The organism is Roseixanthobacter psychrophilus, from assembly GCF_043195195.1.
Taxonomy (GTDB): Bacteria; Pseudomonadota; Alphaproteobacteria; order Rhizobiales; family Xanthobacteraceae; genus NCEH01.
In genome coordinates, this window is record NZ_JBAFWT010000014.1 from 25,897 (window position 1) to 44,262 (window position 18,366).

Annotated in this window: 15 protein-coding genes; 9 read left to right on the forward strand and 6 right to left on the reverse strand. The window is 65.2% G+C overall.

Annotation, left to right across the window (positions count from 1 at the left end; genetic code table 11):
- Positions 1–79 precede the first annotated feature (79 nt).
- Together hrcA and grpE are read left to right on the forward strand one after the other, a co-directional pair.
- Positions 80–1,180, forward strand: coding sequence for a heat-inducible transcriptional repressor HrcA (gene hrcA / locus V5F77_RS14110; protein ID WP_429005995.1), 1,101 nt, complete (start codon positions 80–82; stop codon positions 1,178–1,180).
- 84 nt (positions 1,181–1,264) lie between these two features.
- On the forward strand, positions 1,265–1,897 hold the full coding sequence (grpE, locus tag V5F77_RS14115) for a nucleotide exchange factor GrpE (protein ID WP_429005996.1): 633 nt from the start codon (positions 1,265–1,267) through the stop codon (positions 1,895–1,897).
- 72 nt (positions 1,898–1,969) lie between these two features.
- Here grpE and V5F77_RS14120 read toward each other — a convergent pair whose 3' ends face one another.
- The gene (locus V5F77_RS14120; protein WP_429005997.1) at positions 1,970–3,004 is read right to left on the reverse strand and encodes a hypothetical protein; all 1,035 of its coding nucleotides are present in this window, start codon (positions 3,002–3,004) and stop codon (positions 1,970–1,972) included.
- Between the two features lie 55 nt (positions 3,005–3,059).
- A complete protein-coding gene (locus V5F77_RS14125) occupies positions 3,060–3,704 on the reverse strand; it encodes an alpha-ketoglutarate-dependent dioxygenase AlkB family protein (protein ID WP_429005998.1) in 645 nt (214 codons plus the stop codon).
- A 99-nt stretch (positions 3,705–3,803) separates the two neighbouring features.
- Here V5F77_RS14125 and V5F77_RS14130 point away from each other — a divergent pair, with 99 nt between their 5' ends.
- The 6 genes from V5F77_RS14130 to V5F77_RS14155 all read left to right on the forward strand — a co-directional run bounded on the left by V5F77_RS14130 (position 3,804) and on the right by V5F77_RS14155 (position 13,382).
- On the forward strand, positions 3,804–4,172 hold the full coding sequence (locus V5F77_RS14130) for a DUF1236 domain-containing protein (protein ID WP_429005999.1): 369 nt from the start codon (positions 3,804–3,806) through the stop codon (positions 4,170–4,172).
- A gap of 268 nt (positions 4,173–4,440) precedes the next feature.
- Positions 4,441–6,378 (forward strand): molecular chaperone DnaK, encoded by a 1,938-nt coding sequence (dnaK, locus tag V5F77_RS14135; RefSeq protein ID WP_429006081.1) that lies wholly within the window; start codon positions 4,441–4,443, stop codon positions 6,376–6,378.
- A 179-nt stretch (positions 6,379–6,557) separates the two neighbouring features.
- Positions 6,558–7,712 (forward strand): molecular chaperone DnaJ, encoded by a 1,155-nt coding sequence (gene dnaJ / locus V5F77_RS14140; RefSeq protein WP_429006000.1) that lies wholly within the window; start codon positions 6,558–6,560, stop codon positions 7,710–7,712.
- A gap of 209 nt (positions 7,713–7,921) precedes the next feature.
- Positions 7,922–8,563, forward strand: a complete 642-nt coding sequence (locus V5F77_RS14145) for a DUF1007 family protein (protein WP_429006001.1) — start codon at positions 7,922–7,924, stop codon at positions 8,561–8,563.
- A 79-nt stretch (positions 8,564–8,642) separates the two neighbouring features.
- On the forward strand, positions 8,643–9,671 hold the full coding sequence (locus tag V5F77_RS14150) for a nickel/cobalt transporter (protein WP_429006002.1): 1,029 nt from the start codon (positions 8,643–8,645) through the stop codon (positions 9,669–9,671).
- Positions 9,672–9,905: 234 nt separating this feature from the next.
- On the forward strand, positions 9,906–13,382 hold the full coding sequence (locus V5F77_RS14155) for an indolepyruvate ferredoxin oxidoreductase family protein (RefSeq protein WP_429006003.1): 3,477 nt from the start codon (positions 9,906–9,908) through the stop codon (positions 13,380–13,382).
- 100 nt (positions 13,383–13,482) lie between these two features.
- Here V5F77_RS14155 and V5F77_RS14160 read toward each other — a convergent pair whose 3' ends face one another.
- The 4 genes from V5F77_RS14160 to argB all read right to left on the reverse strand — a co-directional run bounded on the left by V5F77_RS14160 (position 13,483) and on the right by argB (position 16,500).
- Complete coding sequence (locus V5F77_RS14160; protein WP_429006004.1) at positions 13,483–13,917, reverse strand: DUF2852 domain-containing protein; 435 nt, start codon at positions 13,915–13,917, stop codon at positions 13,483–13,485.
- Between the two features lie 128 nt (positions 13,918–14,045).
- Positions 14,046–14,687: a TetR/AcrR family transcriptional regulator gene (locus V5F77_RS14165; protein WP_429006005.1), complete on the reverse strand. Its 642-nt coding sequence runs from the start codon at positions 14,685–14,687 to the stop codon at positions 14,046–14,048.
- 109 nt (positions 14,688–14,796) lie between these two features.
- A complete protein-coding gene (locus V5F77_RS14170; protein WP_429006006.1) occupies positions 14,797–15,498 on the reverse strand; it encodes a pyrimidine 5'-nucleotidase in 702 nt (233 codons plus the stop codon).
- 96 nt (positions 15,499–15,594) lie between these two features.
- The gene (argB, locus tag V5F77_RS14175; protein ID WP_429006007.1) at positions 15,595–16,500 is read right to left on the reverse strand and encodes an acetylglutamate kinase; all 906 of its coding nucleotides are present in this window, start codon (positions 16,498–16,500) and stop codon (positions 15,595–15,597) included.
- A 263-nt stretch (positions 16,501–16,763) separates the two neighbouring features.
- Here argB and V5F77_RS14180 point away from each other — a divergent pair, with 263 nt between their 5' ends.
- A complete protein-coding gene (locus V5F77_RS14180) occupies positions 16,764–18,338 on the forward strand; it encodes a hypothetical protein (RefSeq protein WP_429006008.1) in 1,575 nt (524 codons plus the stop codon).
- The last annotated feature ends 28 nt before the right edge of the window (positions 18,339–18,366 follow it).

The following is an 18,366-nucleotide window of genomic DNA, read 5'->3' on the forward strand; positions in this document are numbered from 1 at the left end:
AGCGCGCGCGACTGCAAGGCCGCTTGAAACCGAGGGCCGGAGCAGACACATTTAAAGACCGTACCCGAGGTCAAATTCCGTGCCGTTGGACCCCTTCCTTTCCCTGCCGTCCGCAGCCCTCGGCCAGATCGACGAGCGTTCGCGCGAGATCTTCCGCCAGATCGTTGAAAGCTATCTCGCCACCGGCGAGCCGGTGGGTTCGCGCAACATTGCCCGCCTCATCCCCATGTCGCTGTCGCCGGCCTCCGTGCGAAACGTGATGGCGGACCTGGAGGCCGCGGGGCTGATCTATGCCCCCCACACCAGCGCCGGGCGCCTGCCGACCGAACGCGGGCTGCGCTTCTTCGTCGATGCGTTGATGGAGATTGGCGACGTCAGCGAGGGCGACCGGCGCAATATCGAATCCCAGGTCGCCGCCGCCGCCAAGGGCTATACCGTGGACGGCGTGCTGCGCGAGGCGTCCGCCTTGTTGTCGGGCCTGTCGCGCGGCGCGGGCGTTGTCACCGCCATCAAAACCGATCCCCGCCTGAAGCATGTGGAATTCGTGCCGCTGGATTCCAACCGGGCCCTGGTGATCCTCGTGTCCGAGGACGGGCAGGTGGAAAACCGGGCCGTGCCCCTCCCGCTCGGCTTGCCGGCCTCGGCGCTGACCGAGGCCACCAATTTCCTCAACGCCCATATTCGCGGCCGCACCCTGGCCGAAGCGCGCGGCGAGATGGAAAATCTGTTGAGCGATCTGCGCCAGCAACTCGACGCCCTGACCGCGCGGGTGGTGGAGGCGGGCCTTGCCTCCTGGTCCGGCGACGTGCCGGCCGAGCGCAAGCTGATCGTGCGCGGGCAGGCCAAGCTGCTGGAGGATCTCCACGCCCTGGAAGACCTGGAGCGCATCCGCCTGCTGTTCGACGACCTGGAATCCAAGCGCGACGTGGTGGACCTGCTGGGCCGGGCGGAAGATGCCCAATCCTTGCGTATTTTCATCGGCTCGGAGAATAAATTGTTCTCCCTTTCTGGCTCCTCCACCATCGTCGCGCCGTATCACGACAGCCAGGGGCGGGTGCTGGGAGTGCTGGGCGTCATTGGCCCGACCCGGCTCAATTACGGCCGCATTGTCCCCATGGTGGATTTCACCGCACGGGTCGTCAGCCGCGTTCTGGGTGCCCCAGGGGCCGACGCGGCTTGATTTTTCTCGCCATGCCCCCGATATGCGGGGCGAAATTGATGCACTTCCCCTTTGGGCGGTGTTTGCAGCGATGAGGACATGGGCATGAGCGATCAGGGTGGCGCGAAAGACGCGAAGCCCCACACCGACCCGAATATCGACCCGGAAGGCGCCACGATGGAGGCGTGTGCCGAGGCCGTTGAAGGCGGTGCGTTCCAGGCGGAGAAGCAGCGGCTGGAAGCTGAGGTCGCGAACTTGAAGGACAAGTTCCTGCGGGCCTATGCGGAAGCGGAGAACATCCGGCGCCGGGCCGAGAAGGAAGTCACCGATGCCAAGACCTATGGCATCGCCTCCTTCGCTCGCGACGTGCTGAATGTGGCCGACGATTTAGCGCGCGCCTTGGGCGCGGTTGAGGCGGAAGCCAAGGAAAAGGCGGAAGGCGCGTTCAAGGCGCTGCTCGACGGCTTGGAGCTGACCGAGCGCAGCCTGCACAAGGGTTTGGAAAAGCACGGCATTCGCAAGGTGGAGCCGGTGGGCGAGAAATTCGATCCCAATCTCCACCAGGCCATGTTCGAGGTTCCCGACGCGAGCGTTCCCAACGGGACCGTCGTTCAGGTGGTTCAGTCCGGCTATGTGATCGGCGACCGGGTGCTGCGTCCGGCCATGGTCGGTGTTTCGCGCGGCGGCCCGAAGGCGGCGGCGGGCGAAGCCAAAGCCGACAATGGGTCCGCCTCCTGAGGCACTGATCCTCTCGCAGCCTTGCGATCAGACCGCCCCGGCCTCGCCGTGGGCGGTCTTTCGTTTCAGCGGTCAATTGGTCTCCAGGCCGTCCCGGATGGCGCGGACGCGGGTGTAGGTATCGGGAAAGGCATCGGCCTTCACCACGGTGATCATCCGGATGTGCGCATTGGCGCCAAACCGGAGCCACTGGATCACCTTCACATCGGCCCCGGACGTTGCGTCCTTGGCGCTGGCGATGATCTCGAACCCCGGCTGGCCGCCGATGCGCAGCGGTTCGGCCCGTTCGAGGTGAATGTCACGCACCGCCGGAACCGAGGAGAGGGACCGCAGGGCGAATTGCCCGCGATCGTCCTCACGCGGCGTGCCGGGGGAAACGCCGACCACGAAAATCGGCTGGCTCGCGCTTTCGACCACGTCCTTGTCGCCCTCTGTGAGCACGACCGCGGTATTGCCAATCACCTTCACCACTCGGAAACCCGCCAGCTCGCCGAGCTTGAAGGGCAGTCCCGCCAATTGCTCGCCGGTCGAGGGTGGTGCGCGGAAGGCCAGCGTCGCCAGGCTTTTGCGGACCGCCTCGTCGGTGAGCTGGCCGGTATTGGCTTCGGGAAGCTGTACCGTAACCAGGGCCGTCCCCTTGGGCGAGCCGGCAAGCAGGATCCACTTCTTGGCGACCACGGGGCCGGCGGTCTGCTTGCCGATCACCAGCAGCGACTTGCCCTCGCGGAACGGCGAGGTCTGCGGCAGGGCCGTGGGGTCGGGCACCAGGGGGCCCCGGCTTTCGACCGTAATGCCCTTGGTCGCCAGCGCCGCGTCGGTGAAGCCCGCCTCGACCTGCGGATAGGCTTGGGCCGGCATTTCGATGATCAGGATGGAAGCGGCTTTGCTGCGATCCTCAAAGCCGGAGAAGGTCTGGCTCTCCACCATGCCGTCCGGCGGAACGAGGCCCACCAGGGTTCCTCGTGGAAATATGGCATCGGCAGCCGCGGCAAGCCCGCCCGAAACCACCAGCACGGCAAGCGCGACCCCAAGGCGCATCTTCATCTTCGGCAATCCCATTGCGGCAAAATCCGTTGCGGCCGGCCCCGCCGGGGCGAACACCGGCATGGCCGACCCATCATGGCGTCTTGGCGGCGAAACCCGGCGGAAGCGTGACCCGCGCTCATGCCGGGTCGACGCGCCGGAGCGTCAGGTTGAACCGGCCGGGATGGGGGAGCAAGGTGGAACTGCCGGGCAGGATGCGATCGACCCCGTGGAAGGCGAGCCGGCTTTCCCCCGAGAGCATCAGCACATCCCCCGAGGCCAAGCGCAGGGATCTGGTCGGTCCGCGACGTTCGGTTTCTCCAATGCGGAAGACTGCAGAATCTCCCAGGGAAATCGACAGAACAGGGGCTGAGAAGTCATGTTCGTCTCGGTCCTGATGCAGGCTCATGCGGGCATCGGGCGCGTACCAATTGATCAGGCAGGCCTGCGGCGGATAGGTCACATCGGTTGTATGATACCATATATCCACCAGGGATGCGGGCATCGGGGGCCAGGGTTCTCGGGTGTCGGGGTGAAACGGCTGGTAGCGATATCCCGCCTCGTCCGAGACCCAGCCAAGCGGTCCGCAATTGCTCATCCTGACCGAAAAAGCCTTTCCAGTCCGTGGCATGCGCGGTGTGAACAGGGGCGCCACCGCGAGCATGCGATCGATCTCCCCCATCAGCGCCTGCTGCGCCTTCCGGTCGAGAAAGGCAGGCCAATACAGGCATCCGGGGGCGACCTCCAAAGGCTGCGGCACCGCTGATCTCCTCCCATCACCCATCCCGCTTTGCGAGGCAGGGCCGGGCCCCAGGGTTTCCGAGGGAACGCGAACCTGCAAGCCCGCGTTCCCCAACATAATGGGAAGGGCAGGAGAAACCGCATGAACACACATTTTCTCGGCGCCGCCGGCGCCCTCGCCTTGGTGCTCGGCGCCTCGTCAGCCGGCGCCCAGACCTCCGTGGTCATCGTCACGCAGCCGTCCGGCTATGTGGTCGTGACGCCCGAGCAGCAGGTCCAGATCCAGCGCTATGTGGTCCAGCAGCCGCGTGCCGAAGTGTTTGTGATGCCGCCCGATTTTGCCCCCGTGACCGGTACCGTGATGCCGCAGGAGGTGCAATTGTATAGCTTTGCCCCCGATGGCTCCTATGGCGGGTTTGATGCCGCGCGCTACCGCTACGTGGTGATGCCGGATAACCAGACGATCCTCGTCGAGCCATCCACCCGACAGATAATAGAGGTAATAAGGTAGCTAAATTCAGAGTTGCCCCTCGGAGGCGCTGGGCGCGAAAAAACGTCGGAACCGCAAATCGGGACCCGCCGGGGAGGCCTCGGGGGTGCCTATTTGCGTCTCCTGATCGCGAGAAGGTGAAAAAGCAGTATGGTGCAGCCAAGCATGCCTTGCGGCGCCTAAGGACCCCTCCTATATCGGCCTCGAACGCTGTGATCACAGCGTACCCCAATGCAACGGGGACCGGCGGACAGCCGCGGGAGGGGCCCGCGGGCATCCTTCATGGGCGCTGCAAAGGCCCGGCCGGTCTGCCGATAAGGAGAAGTACATGTCCAAGATCATCGGCATCGACCTCGGCACCACAAATTCCTGCGTGGCGGTGATGGAGGGTTCCAGCCCGAAAGTCATCGAAAACGCGGAAGGCGCGCGCACCACGCCGTCCATCGTCGCCTTCACGGAAGACGGTGAGCGCCTCGTCGGCCAGCCGGCCAAGCGCCAGGGCGTCACCAATCCCGAGCGCACCTTCTTTGCGGTGAAGCGCCTGATCGGTCGCCGCTACGACGATCCCACCGTCGCGAAGGACAAGAAGCTCGTTCCTTACCAGATCGTGCGCGCCGACAACGGCGATGCGTGGCTGGAATCGGACGGCAAGAAATATTCGCCCTCGCAGATCTCGGCCTTCATCCTTCAGAAGATGAAGGAAACCGCCGAGGCGTTCCTGGGCGAGAAGGTGGAAAAGGCGGTCATCACCGTCCCCGCTTACTTCAACGACGCCCAGCGTCAGGCCACCAAGGACGCGGGCAAGATCGCCGGCCTTGAGGTGCTGCGCATCATCAACGAACCCACGGCGGCTGCGCTGGCGTATGGTCTCGACAAGAAGTCTGCCGGCACCATCGCGGTGTACGACCTCGGCGGCGGCACGTTCGACGTGTCGGTGCTCGAAATCGGCGACGGCGTGTTCGAGGTGAAGTCCACGAACGGCGACACGTTCCTGGGCGGCGAAGACTTCGACATGCGGCTCGTCAATTACCTCGCCGACGAGTTCAAGAAGGAGCAGGGCATCGACCTGCGCAACGATAAGCTCGCCCTGCAGCGCCTCAAGGAAGCGTCCGAAAAGGCGAAGATCGAGCTGTCGTCCGCGACCCAGACCGAAATCAACCTGCCCTTCATCACGGCCGATGCGTCCGGTCCCAAGCACCTGACCATGAAGCTGACCCGCGCCAAGTTCGAGGCGCTGGTGGACGATTTGATCCAGCGCACCGTCGAGCCCTGCCGGCTCGCGCTGAAGGATGCGGGTCTCTCCGCCGGCCAGATCGACGAAGTGGTGCTGGTGGGCGGCATGACCCGCATGCCCAAGGTTCAGGAGATCGTGAAGCAGTTCTTCGGCAAGGAGCCCCACAAGGGCGTCAACCCGGATGAAGTGGTTGCCATCGGCGCCGCCATCCAGGCCGGCGTGCTCCAGGGCGATGTGAAGGACGTGCTGCTGCTCGACGTGACCCCGCTGTCGCTGGGCATCGAGACGCTCGGCGGCGTGTTCACCCGCCTGATCGACCGCAACACCACCATCCCGACCAAGAAGAGCCAGGTGTTCTCCACCGCCGAGGACGGCCAGACGGCGGTGACCATCCGGGTGTTCCAGGGCGAGCGCGAAATGGCGGCGGACAATAAGGTCCTCGGCCAGTTCGACCTGATGGGCATCCCGCCCGCGCCGCGCGGCGTGCCGCAGGTGGAAGTCACCTTCGACATCGACGCCAACGGCATCGTGCAGGTGTCCGCCAAGGACAAGGGCACGGGCAAGGAGCAGCAGATCCGCATCCAGGCGTCCGGCGGCCTCAATGAGGGCGACATCGAGAAGATGGTGAAGGACGCCGAGGCGCACGCCGCGGAAGATAAGAAGCGCAAGGCCTTGGCTGAAGCCAAGAACCACGGCGAAGCGCTGGTCCACTCCACCGAAAAGGCGGTCGCGGAATATGGCGAGAAGGTCGGCTCTGCCGAGAAGACCGCCATCGAGACCGGCTTGGCTGAACTGAAGGCCGCGCTGGAAGGTTCGGATGTGGACGCGATCCAGGCCAAGACGCAGGCCCTGGCGCAGGTGTCGCTCAAGCTGGGCGAGGCCATGTATGCGGCCCAGCAGAGCGGCGAGCCCGGTGCTTCCGCCAAGCCGGCGGACGACGTGGTGGACGCTGAGTTCACCGAAGTCGACGACGACAAGAAAAAGTCGGCCTGATCCTTGCCTGTACCACACAGGTGCATGTGAACAGTCAAAGCAAGTCACCCCCGGGCCGGTCCCGGGGGTCGACGTTTCCGACGGCGGGGCTGCGGCTTTCTGCCGGTGGAGGCCGGCAAGGCGCCGGGGCTGACCTTTATGTCGAGGACGCCTGAACCGGGCGGCGGGTAAACGAAGCCATGTCAAAGCGCGATTATTACGAAGTTCTCAGCTGTGAGCGTAGCGCCGACGAGACGGTGCTGAAGGCCTCCTATCGCAAGCTGGCCATGAAGTGGCATCCCGATCGCAACCAGGGCGACGGGGAGGCCGAGGTGCGCTTCAAGGAGGTCAGCGAGGCCTATGAAGTGCTCAAGGACCCGCAGAAGCGCGCGGCCTATGATCGCTTCGGCCATGCCGCGTTCGAGAATGGTGGCGGGAGTGGTCCCGGCTTCGGACCGGATTTCGCCTCCACGTTCGCTGATATCTTCGACGATCTGTTCGGCGGTTCCGTGGGCGGACGCGGCGGCGGCGCTGGCCGGGGCGGTGCGCAGGGCGGGCGCGGGCGCGGCGCGGACCTGCGCTACAACATGGAGATCACGCTCGAAGAGGCGTTCGCCGGCAAGACCGCCGAAATCAAGATTCCCACCTCCATCGTCTGCGAGACCTGCTCGGGTTCGGGCGCTAAGCCCGGCACCCAGCCGAAGGTGTGCCGGACCTGCGGCGGCGCCGGCAAGATCCGCCATGCCCAGGGCTTCTTCACCCTTGAACGCACCTGCCCGGCCTGCCAGGGCCGGGGCAGTGTCATCGAAGATCCCTGTACCGCGTGTGGCGGCGCGGGCCGGGTGACGCGCGAGCGTTCGCTTTCTGTCCAGATCCCGGCCGGGGTTGAGGATGGCACGCGGATCCGCCTCGGCGGCGAGGGGGAGGCCGGCGTGCGGGGTGGTCCTGCCGGCGATCTCTATATCTTCCTGTCGCTGGAGCCCCATCCCTTCTTCCAGCGCGAGGGGGCGGATCTCTATTGCCGTGCGCCGATCTCGATGGTCACGGCGTCGCTCGGTGGTTCGGTCGAGGTGCCGACCATCGACGGCGAGAAGACGAAGGTGCGCATCCCTGAGGGCACACAGTCCGGCAAGCGCCTGCGCCTGTCTGGAAAGGGCATGCCGATCCTGCGCTCGCGGGCCCATGGCGACATGTATGTGCAAGTGGTGGTGGAAACGCCGCAGAACCTCACCAAGCGGCAAAAGGAATTGCTCTCCGAGTTCGAGCGTGAATGCTCCAGCGAGACCAATCCGGAATCGAACGGCTTTTTCGCCAAGATGAAGGATTTCTTCCAGGGCGCCGGCGAGACCGACTGACACCTGCTGTGAGAATGCCAGTGCGGCGCCCGCACTGGATTTTCCCCGTCGCGAAGACCATCGGCTACCCGTCGCAGAGGCAATGAGATCACGCGCTCTTGCGGCGATTTTCACACTTCCCTAACGGCATGATGTCTGCAATGCGAGGCGGTGCGCCACCATTCCGCCGAACTCGCGGGCGATCAGTCTGCGCCATGAAGTGGGGAAGCATGAAAGCGCGATTCGCCTTGAGGTTCGCCGCAGCGGTCCTGGCCTTGCTTGCGGGCACCGGCCTTGCCTCGGCGCATCCTCATGTGTGGGTGACGATGAAGACCCAGGTGGTCTATGCCCCCGACGGCACCATCACCGGCCTGAACCAGGACTGGACCTTCGACGAGGCTTTCACGGCTTTTGCGCTTCAAGGCCTGGAGCGCAACAAGGACGGATCGTATCCGGACAGCGTCCTGAAGCCGCTCGCGGAAGTAAATGTCACGTCCCTTAAGGAATACGATTATTTCGTCAAAGCGAAGACCGCGACGGCGAAGCTCACCTTCAAGGACCCGGTGGATTATCACCTGACCTATGAAAACGAAGCGTTGACGCTGCACTTCTTCCTGCCCTTGGTAAAACCAATCCCCGCCAAGGGAAGCATGAGCTTCGACATCTACGATCCGACCTATTTCGTCTCGTTTGAATTCGCCGAGAAGAACCCGGTGTCCCTGGCCGGGGCGCCGGCGGGCTGCACCTTCAATACCATCCAGCCGGAGCAGCCCCAGAGCATGCAGCTGGGTGAGGAGTTCTTCACCAATCTCACCAGTTCGAGCACGTACGGCGCCCAGTACGCGGACAAAGTCGCGGTGAAGTGCCCTTGACCGCGTTTCTCGCCGCGTGTTCGGCGAGGTTCTGGCAAATTCCGCAGAAGTTTCGCATGACCCATCGGAAGATTCACTCATGATGCTTTCGAAATGGTATTTTAATACCAATATGCGCAAGTACGCCTGCGGAGCCGGCCTGCTTGTCGCCTTCCTCGCGGCTGTCGCTGTCCTCCTTGCGGTCGAGCCGTCCCTCGCGCAGACGCCGGGTGCCATCGGCGGACCGAAGACCACCCCGTTCGGGCTCGGGGCGGGCGGGCCGGCCCCTTCCGGCATCACCGGCTTTCTCATCGCCCAGCAGAGCGCCTTCTATCGCGCCTTGATCCAGGCGGTGCGGGCGGCGAAGGCGGATGGCAATGCCTTCGGCCTGCTGGCGGGCCTTTCCTTCGCCTATGGCGTGTTCCATGCGGCAGGTCCGGGCCACGGCAAGGCGGTGATCTCCTCCTATCTCCTGGCGGACGGCGGCACGCTGCGGCGCGGGGCACTGCTGGCGCTCGCGGCCGGCATGGTTCAGGCGCTGGCGGCGGTCTTGTTCGTCGGCATCCTGGCGATCCTGCTGGGCGGCACCGCGGCCTCCATGGCGGGGGCGATGAATGTGCTGGAGATCGCAGCCTATGGCGGCATCGCCGTGTTCGGCGCCTATCTCGCCTTCCGCAAGGCGCGCAGCCTGGTGGCGGTGCTGCGCGGCCAGCCGGCGGGTCATGTGCATGGACCGGAGTGCGGCTGCAGCGACAAGCACGCCCCAGATCCCCATCTCCTGGATGGGCGGGGCGGGTGGAAGCGCGCGGGGGTGGCGGTGATTTCGGCCGGTGCACGGCCCTGCTCGGGCGCGATCCTGGTGCTGACCTTCGCGCTGTCGCAGGGCGTGATCTGGAGCGGCGTCGCTGCCACCTTCGCCATGGGCCTCGGAACCGCGCTGACGGTCACGGGCATCGCCGCGCTCGCGGTGTACGGCAAGAGGCTGGCGGTGAAGCTTGCCACGGTCGCCTCAGGACGGGGCGCCGCCTTGCTGCTGGCCATCGAGATGGGCGCGGCCATGCTGGTCTGCTTTTTCGGTGTCGCCCTGCTCACCGGCTATGCCGTCAGTGAGCGGCTTCTTCCCGGCTGAGGGGGGGCATGGGCCTCACAGCCGCCAACGCATATGCGAAGAACCGGGTGCGATGCACCAAAATTCGTCAAGTCTAGTTTTTAAGCAACTTCATTTCACAATCCCTCCAAACAACGAAATTGCCGGGGAAGCCGGCGCGTGTAACCTTTGATGCAGATCAAAAGATGCGTCGGCGCCTGTAGGGCGCACGAAGGATAACGGCCAAGCGGCCGTCGCGTCGCACCGGAGGCGCCCATGGCCATGAAGCCCGTCTCGCTCGACGACAAATATGACCTCAAGCAGGACGACGTGTTCGTTTCCGGCACTCAGGCCCTGGTCCGCCTGACCTTGATGCAGAAGGAGCGTGACCGGCGCGCTGGGCTCAATACCGGCGGCTATGTCACCGGCTATCGCGGTTCCCCGCTCGGCGGGCTCGACCAGCAGTTCGGCCGCGCGCAGAAGCTCCTGACCACCAACGACATCCTGTTTCAGAGCGGCCTCAACGAGGATCTCGCCGCCACCGCCTTGTGGGGGTCCCAGCAGGCGGAATTGCGGGGCGAGGGCAAATATGACGGGGTGTTCGGTCTCTGGTACGGCAAGGGGCCGGGCGTGGACCGCTCCGGCGACGTGTTCCGCCACGCCAACAATGCCGGCACCTCCAAGCATGGCGGCGTGCTCGCGCTCATGGGGGACGATCACACCTGCGAGAGCTCCACCACCGCGCACCAAAGCGAATTTCATTTCGTCGACGTGATGATCCCGGTGCTGAACCCCGCCGGCGTGCAGGAAATCCTGGACTATGGCCTTTATGGCTGGGCGCTCTCGCGCTTCGCCGGCACCTGGGTCGGCCTCAAGGCGGTGAAGGACACCATCGAATCCACCGGCATCGTCGATGGCCGGGTGGACCGGGTGCGCATCGAGCCGGCGCTCGGCTTCGCGCTGCCGCCGGGCGGGCTCAACATCCGCCTCGGCGATACCCCCATCGCCCAGGAGGAGCGGCTCCAGGAATACAAGCGCGACGCGATCCTGCATTTCCTGCGCGCCAACCGGCTCAATCGGTTCATCACCTCCGGCGGCGCGCGCCCGCGCATCGGCATCGCCACCGTCGGCAAGAGCTATCTGGATGTGCGCCTCGCCCTCGACGAACTGGGCATCGACGAGGTGCGCGCCAATGATCTTGGCCTGCGCATCTGGAAGGTGGCCTGTCCCTGGCCGCTGGAGCCCGAGGGCCTGCGGGAGTTCGCGCGCGGCCTCGACCTCATCATGGTGGTGGAGGAAAAGCGCTCGCTGATCGAAGTGCAGGTCCGCGAGGAGCTGTACGGCACCGCCAATCAGCCGGTGTGCATCGGCAAGCGGGACGAAGCGGGCAAGTGGCTGTTCCCCGTGAAGGGCGCGCTCGATCCCAACGATATCGCCATCGCGCTCGCCAAGCGGCTGCTGGCCTATGGTGACATTCCCGACATCGCCGCCCGTCTCGCCGAGCTGGAAGAGGCCCAGCGGGTGCTGGCCGCGACCGGCGATGTGGCCACCCGCATTCCCTATTTCTGCTCCGGCTGCCCCCACAATAGCTCCACCGTGGTGCCGCAGGGCATGCGGGCCTATGCCGGCATCGGCTGCCATTACATGGTGCAGTGGATGGACCGGGAGACCACCGGCTTCACCCAGATGGGCGGGGAGGGGGCGAACTGGATCGGCGAGGCGCCGTTCTCCAAGCGCGGCCATGTGTTCCAGAATTTGGGCGACGGCACCTATAACCATTCCGGCTATCTGGCGCTGCGGGCATCCATCGCCTCGGGCGTGAACGTCACCTACAAGATCTTGTTCAACGATGCGGTCGCCATGACCGGCGGTCAGCACCACGAAGGCAATCTCACCGTGCCGGTGATCGCCCGGCAGGTTGCCGCCGAGGGCGCCAAGCGGGTCGTCATCGTCACCGACGAGCCGGAGAAATATGCCGCCGGGGAGGCGTGGCCCGCGGGTCTCACGATCCATCACCGCGACGAACTGGAAACCGTGCAGCGCGAACTTGCCACCGTGCCCGGTTGCACCGTTCTGATTTATGACCAGACCTGCGCCTCGGAAAAGCGGCGGCGCCGCAAGCGCGGCCAATATCCCGACCCGGACAAGCGCGTCCTCATCAACGAGCGGGTGTGCGAGGGCTGCGGCGACTGCGGCACCAAATCCAATTGCGTCTCGGTGCAGCCGCTGGAGACCGAATGGGGCCGCAAGCGGGAGATCGACCAATCCTCCTGCAACAAGGATTTCTCCTGTGTGAACGGCTTCTGCCCATCCTTCGTGACGGTGCACGGGGCCAAGCCCAAAAAGTCAGCGGGCGCGGCCTCCGGTGCCCAGGGTTGGCCGGATCTGCCGGCGCCCGCGCACCCTGAAATTCACGGCACCTACGGCATCATCGCCACCGGCATCGGCGGCACCGGGGTGGTGACCATCGGCGCGATCCTCGGCATGGCGGCGCACCTGGAAGGCAAGGCCTGCGGCATGATCGACATGGCCGGCCTCGCGCAGAAGGGCGGGGCGGTCTACAGCCATATCCGCCTTGCCAATCGTCCCGAGGACATCACCGCCATCCGCATCCCCGCGCGTGGGGCGGACCTGATCCTTGGCGGCGATCTCGTGGTGGCCGGCACCAAGAAGGTGCTGGCGGCGGTCAAGCCCGGCGCGACCATCGTGGTGGTGAACACCCATGAGGTTCTGCCCGGCGACTTCACCCGCGACGCCGATTATTCCCTGCCCGTCGAGCGGCTGAAGCGCACCATTTCCGACCTCGCGGGGCCGGAGAAGACTCATCTCATCGAGGCCAGCCGGCTCGCCCTGGCGCTGTTCGGCAATTCGCTGGCGCAGAACATCTTCATGGTGGGCTATGCCTATCAGTTTGGCGCCTTGCCGGTATCGGAAGAGGCGATCCTGCGGGCGTTGGAGCTGAACGGCGAGGCGGTGGCCATGAACAAGGCCGCCTTCCTGTGGGGCCGCCGCGCGGCGCACGATCCGGCCCGCGTCGAGGCCCTGCTCGGGCCCACCGCCGCCCCCACGGACGCGCGCAAGCTTTCGCAGAGCCTGGACGAGATCGTCACCCGCCGGGTGGCCTCCCTGACCGCCTATCAGAATGCGGCTTATGCGCGGCGTTATCTCGATCTGGTGGAGCGCATGCGCGCCGCCGAGACCACCCGTGCGCCGGGACGTGGCGGGCTGGCCGAGGCGGTCGCCCGCAATCTCTATAAGCTCATGGCCTATAAGGACGAATATGAGGTGGCGCGCCTGTTCGCCGACGGTGAATTCCAGCGCCAGGCGAACGCGGCCTTCGAGGGCGATCTGAAGTTCGAATTCCATCTCGCCCCACCGCTGCTCGCCCGCAAGGCGGGGCCGAACGGCGAGCCGCGCAAGATGCGCTTCGGCCCGTGGATGATGAAGGCGTTCGGCATTCTCGCCGGGCTGAAGGGCCTGCGCGGTACGCCGCTGGACGTGTTCGGCTACAGCGCCGAGCGCCGCACCGAGCGCGCCTTGATCGCGGATTATGAGGGATTGCTGGGTGAGGTGCTGGAGCGGCTCGACCGCGACACTCATGCCTATGCGGTGGCGCTGGCCAGCCTGCCGGAAAAGATCCGCGGCTATGGCCCGGTGAAGGAGCGGCATCTGGCGGCGGTGAAGGCCGAGCAGGCGGAGTTGCTCGCCAAGTTCCGCGCGCCCGCCGTGCAGCCCGCGCAGGCGGCGGAATAGCGCGCGCCCGGTCAGACGGTCCATTGCGTGAAAAAGGCCGCCGGCGGTTCGCCTGCGGCCTTTCTCTTAATGTCAGCTTCAGGCGCGCGGCCTTCAGTGCTTACTGAAATTCAGGGTTCGGAGGAGTTGGCGTGCTGGACCCGGACCGGCGACGCTCCGCCATGAACTGGTCGAACTCGGACTTGTCCTTGGCCATGCGCAGCCGTTCCAGGAAGTCCTTGAATTCGCGCTGCTCATCTTCCAGGCGGCGGAGGGTTTCCGCCCGATAGTCATCGAATGCCCGGTTGCCGCTGGAGGCAGGCCCCCAGAATCCGTTGCCACCTGCGCGGTTCATGCAGTGACGCATCCGGTCCATTTTCCGATCCATCTTATCCTGCCAATGCACCATGCGATTGGTTCCACCAAACATCCGGCCACTCCAGAAGGTGAAGGCGAGTATCGCCAGACCCAGTGGCCAACAGAAGACGAAGCCGAGAACCGCAAGCGCGATCCAAGCTCCGGTCCCGAGATCGTCAAGTTTCGCTACGATAGGCACGGCCATCCTCGATAGTGAATGTTAATAACATTTACATAGATATGGACGACGCCGCGTCTTGTCAAGAAGCGTGGATCGAGCCCGCGGTTCTCATTCCGAAAGGGGAGGGCTGACGACCGAAGGGAGCGTCAGGAGTTCGGCCGGGCGCCCAGGCCTTGGAGATAGATCAGCAGCCCGGCTTCCAGAAGATCTTCCGGGGCCATGGGCAGCGACCTTCGCGCCCCGTCGCCGCGTGCGAACAAGGCGGCGATGCCGTGCGCGAGAGACCAGATGTGCAGCGCCATCATGAGAGCCGGTGGCCGGGACGCCGGCGGCAGGCTCGCGGCCACGGCCTCTGCGGCGGTGCGCAGCACTGCAAACGCCCGGTCGCCCGCCGCGCGCATTTCTGGGCTGGAGTCGAGGGGCACACTTGCCTCGAACATGGCGGCATAATAAGCGGGCTCGGTGCGGGCGAAGGCGAGATAGGCCTTGCCGAGACGCTCCAGGGCCGTGAGCGGATCAGGCCGCCCGTCGCCCCAGGCCGCCAAAAGCGCCTGCTCAAAGGCCTCGAAGCCCCTGCGGGCCACATCGGCCATCAGTTCGTCGCGATCACGAAAATGACGATAGGGTGCCGCCGCGCTGACGCCGGCGGTGCGGGCCGCCTCGGCAAATGTGAAGCCGGCCGGCCCCTTTTGCGCGATCAGTTCGAGCGCAGCGCGGACCAGCGCTTCCTTCAGATTGCCGTGGTGATAGCCCCGGGGCGATTCCCGGTTCGACTTCGACCAGCTCATGGGTGAAATTGCTTCATGTAAGCGCTCTTTACATGGCGAAGGCGGGTCCGTCGATAGCGCTGCTGCCCGCGAAAGGGGGAGATTTCCTCTCGCTTGGGCCGCGTCCCGCTCACGCTTGAATGATTTGGTCCAGGAAGCCGGCGAGGTCTTCGGTGATGAAGTCCACATAGGCGTCTTCGCGGCCTTCGAACTCCCAGCTCTCACGCGCCGCGATGTGTTCGCCCGGCGGCACCACCAGGGTGGTGATCATGCCAATGCGATGCGGGACTTCCAGATTGCGGGCGAGATCCTCGAACATGGCGGCGCGGGTGGGGTCCACCCCATGGGCGCGCAGGAAGCGTTGATAGGCCTCCTCGGTCGGCTTGGGATGGAATTCCGCCGCGACGATGTCGTGCACCGCCGCGAAATGCCCGCCGAGGCCGAGCTTCTCCAGCACATTCTGCGCGTGGCGCTCCGACCCGTTGGTGTAGACGAGCTTGGTGCCCGGCAGCGCCTCGATGGCCGCCGCGAGGCGCGGGGAATGCTCCAGCTCCGACAGGTCGAGATCGTGGACATGGGCGAGGAAGGCCTCGGCGTCCACCCCGTGCTCGATCATGAGGCCGCGCAGGGACGTGCCGTAGCGCCGATAATAATCCTTCTGCACCACGAAGGCTTCGTCGAGGGTAAGGTTCAGCAGGCCGGCCACATATTCGCGCATGCGCGCGTCGAGCTGCGTCCACAAATCGAGATGCGCGGGATAGAGGGTGTTGTCGAGGTCGAACACCCAGGTCTCGACGGCTTCGAACGAAGGGGACGGTGTTTCTGAGGACATGGCACGCCTTTCTCGGGGCTGCGCGAAGTTTATCTTATGCGTCCCTGAGAGTTTGCCACCCCTGCCGCGCGGGCCGGGGTGGCGGTCGCAATCGGATCAGCGGGTGATCAGCGTGCCCGCGCCGTGGTCGGTGAGCAGCTCCAGCAGCACCGCGTGCGGCACCTTGCCGTCAAGGATAACGACCCCTTCCACGCCCTTTTCCAGGGCATAAATGCAGGTTTCCACCTTGGGGATCATGCCGCCGGAGACCGTCCCGTCGGCGATCAGCGCCTTCGCCTGCTCGATGGTGAGGCGCGGGATCAATTGCTTGTCCTTGTCCAGCACGCCCGGCACGTCGGTGAGCATGAGCAGGCGCTTTGCCCCGAGCGCGCCGGCGATGGCGCCCGCGAAGGTGTCGGCATTCACATTGTAGGTGCCGCCGTCGAGCGCGGCCGCGACCGGGGCGAGTACTGGAATCAGGTCCCGGCCGAGGATCTGGTCGAGGACCATGGTGTCCACCTGGTCCGGCTCGCCGACGAAGCCGAGGTCGACCACCTTTTCGATATTGCTGCCGGGATCGACCACCACGCGGCTCGCCTTCTTGGCGAGCACCATGTTGCCGTCCTTGCCGCACAGGCCGATCGCCTTGCCGCCGGCTTCGTTGATGAAGCCCACGATCTGCTTGTTGATGGAGCCGGCCAGCACCATCTCGACAATTTCCACCGTCGCCTTGTCGGTGATGCGCAGCCCGGCTGCGAATTCGCTCTTGATGCCCAGCTTGGTGAGCATCGCGCCGATCTGCGGGCCACCGCCGTGCACCACCACCGGGTTCACCCCGGCTTGCTCCAGCAGCACGATGTCCTCGGCGAAATTGCGCGCCACCGCCTCGTCGCCCATGGCGTGGCCGCCGTATTTCACCACCACGATGGCATCGTCGTAACGCTGCATGTGGGGGAGGGCCTTCGCGAGCACTTCAGCTTGCAATCTGCCTTCCGCCAGTTCGGCGGTGTCCTGCGGGCTCATCGGCTCGGCCTCTCACGTCTGCGGGCTTGGGGCGGCGCCGTTCTAGAGCATGTGGCGGCAAAGTCGAACGCTTTTTGTCGCGCCGTAGCTCCCCCCGCCGCCGCGGCCCGCGCCAAAGTCACAAGATGGCGAGCGCGATCGGCCGCGGTGTGCGCAGGAAAGAGCTGCGTACGCAGGCCTTGTATCCAACACATTTCCCGGCCTAACCGTGCTGCGCGCGGGGCGGCGCTGTCCATCCGCTCGCATTCCCTTAGGATACCTAGATGCCGACCTCACGCCAGCATGCGCGACGCGCGCTCGATCTGCGGCCCCGCTATATCGTGCTGCTGTTCGTCATCTGCCTCGCAATGGTGGCGATCCCCATCCTCACCCACCCGATTCCCCCGCTGTCGGATTACGTGAACCATCTGGCGCGGATGCATGTGATCGCCTCGGTGCCGGGCGACCCGGACCTGTCGCGCTTCTACTTCATCGAATGGCGCGTGATCCCGAACCTGATGATGGACATGGTGGTGCCGATCTTCGCGCGCATCGTGAACGTCTATGCCGCCGGCGAAGTCTTCACGCTGACCACGTTCGCGCTGATCGCGTTCGGCACCATGCTGTTGCATCGGGCCCTGTTCGGCTCTTGGTCGGCGATCGCGCTTCTCGCCTTCCCGCTGCTGTACAACAGCGTGTTCCTGGTCGGCGTGATGAACTACATCTTCGGCATCGGCTTGGCGCTGACGGCCCTCGCCTGCTGGATCCTGCTGCGCGACAAGGCGTGGCCATGGCGCTATGTGGTGTCCTGCCTGTTCGTGCTGCTGCTGTTCTTCTGCCATCTGGTGGCAACCGGCATCTATGGCATCGGCATCCTGTCCTACGAGCTCTACCGCCTGTGGCAGCGCGCCGACGGGCCGCTGAAGATCCGCCTGGTGCGCTTCGTCACCGCCGGCTTTCCGTTCGCCTTCACCGTTCCGCTGATGCTCGCAAGCCCGACGCTGAAGCTCGCCGGCCAGAATTGGTGGGAGCCGCGTGGCAAGATCGACGGCGTCGAGATGGTGGTGAACGTCTATTATGACTATGTGGCCTTCGCCCTCACCGGCATCGTCCTGCTGGCCGCCCTATGGGCGGTGCGCCACCGCCTGATCCGCCTGCACCCGGTCATCACGCCGCTGCTGATCGTCAGCGGGGTGATCTATCTCGCCTTGCCGCGCACCTTCTTCGCCACCTATATGGCGGACCAGCGTATCCCCATCGCCATCGCCTTCATGGTGATCGCCTGCATCCAGGTGGACCTGCGCCACCGTCTCGCCCAGCGTGGCTTTGCCGTGGTCCTGCTGCTGCTGCTCGCGGCGCGGGTCGGGGAAGTGCAATTGGTCTGGGACCGCCTGTCGCAATGGACCGTGGCGTTCCGCGGCTCGGTGGACCAGATCCAGCGCGGCTCCAAGGTGCTGGTGGCCTATGCCGACCCCACGGGGGGCTATGACGTGCGCGACCTCGGCCTGGTCCATGCGGCGTGCCTTGCCATGATCGAGAAGTCGGCCCTCGTGACCACCGCGTTCACCGTGCCGGGCAAGCAGATCCTGCGGGTGAAGCCTCCGTACAAGGACTGGGTGGATACGGAGGACGGCACGCCGCCGACTCTGGAGCAGATGCTGCTCTCCTCCGAGGAGCCGACCATCGACGGCCCGCGCTATTGGGACCTGTGGCCGCAGCATTTCGACTATGTCTATCTCCTGTTCACCGAGCCCAACGACAAGAACCCGGATCCGGAGGAGATGAAGCTAATTTATAGCGGCGACCGCTTCCAGCTTTACCAAGTGGTGAAGGCGAAGCTGGAGAAGCCGGCATCGTGATGGCGCTTCACCGGCATGTCATCCATTT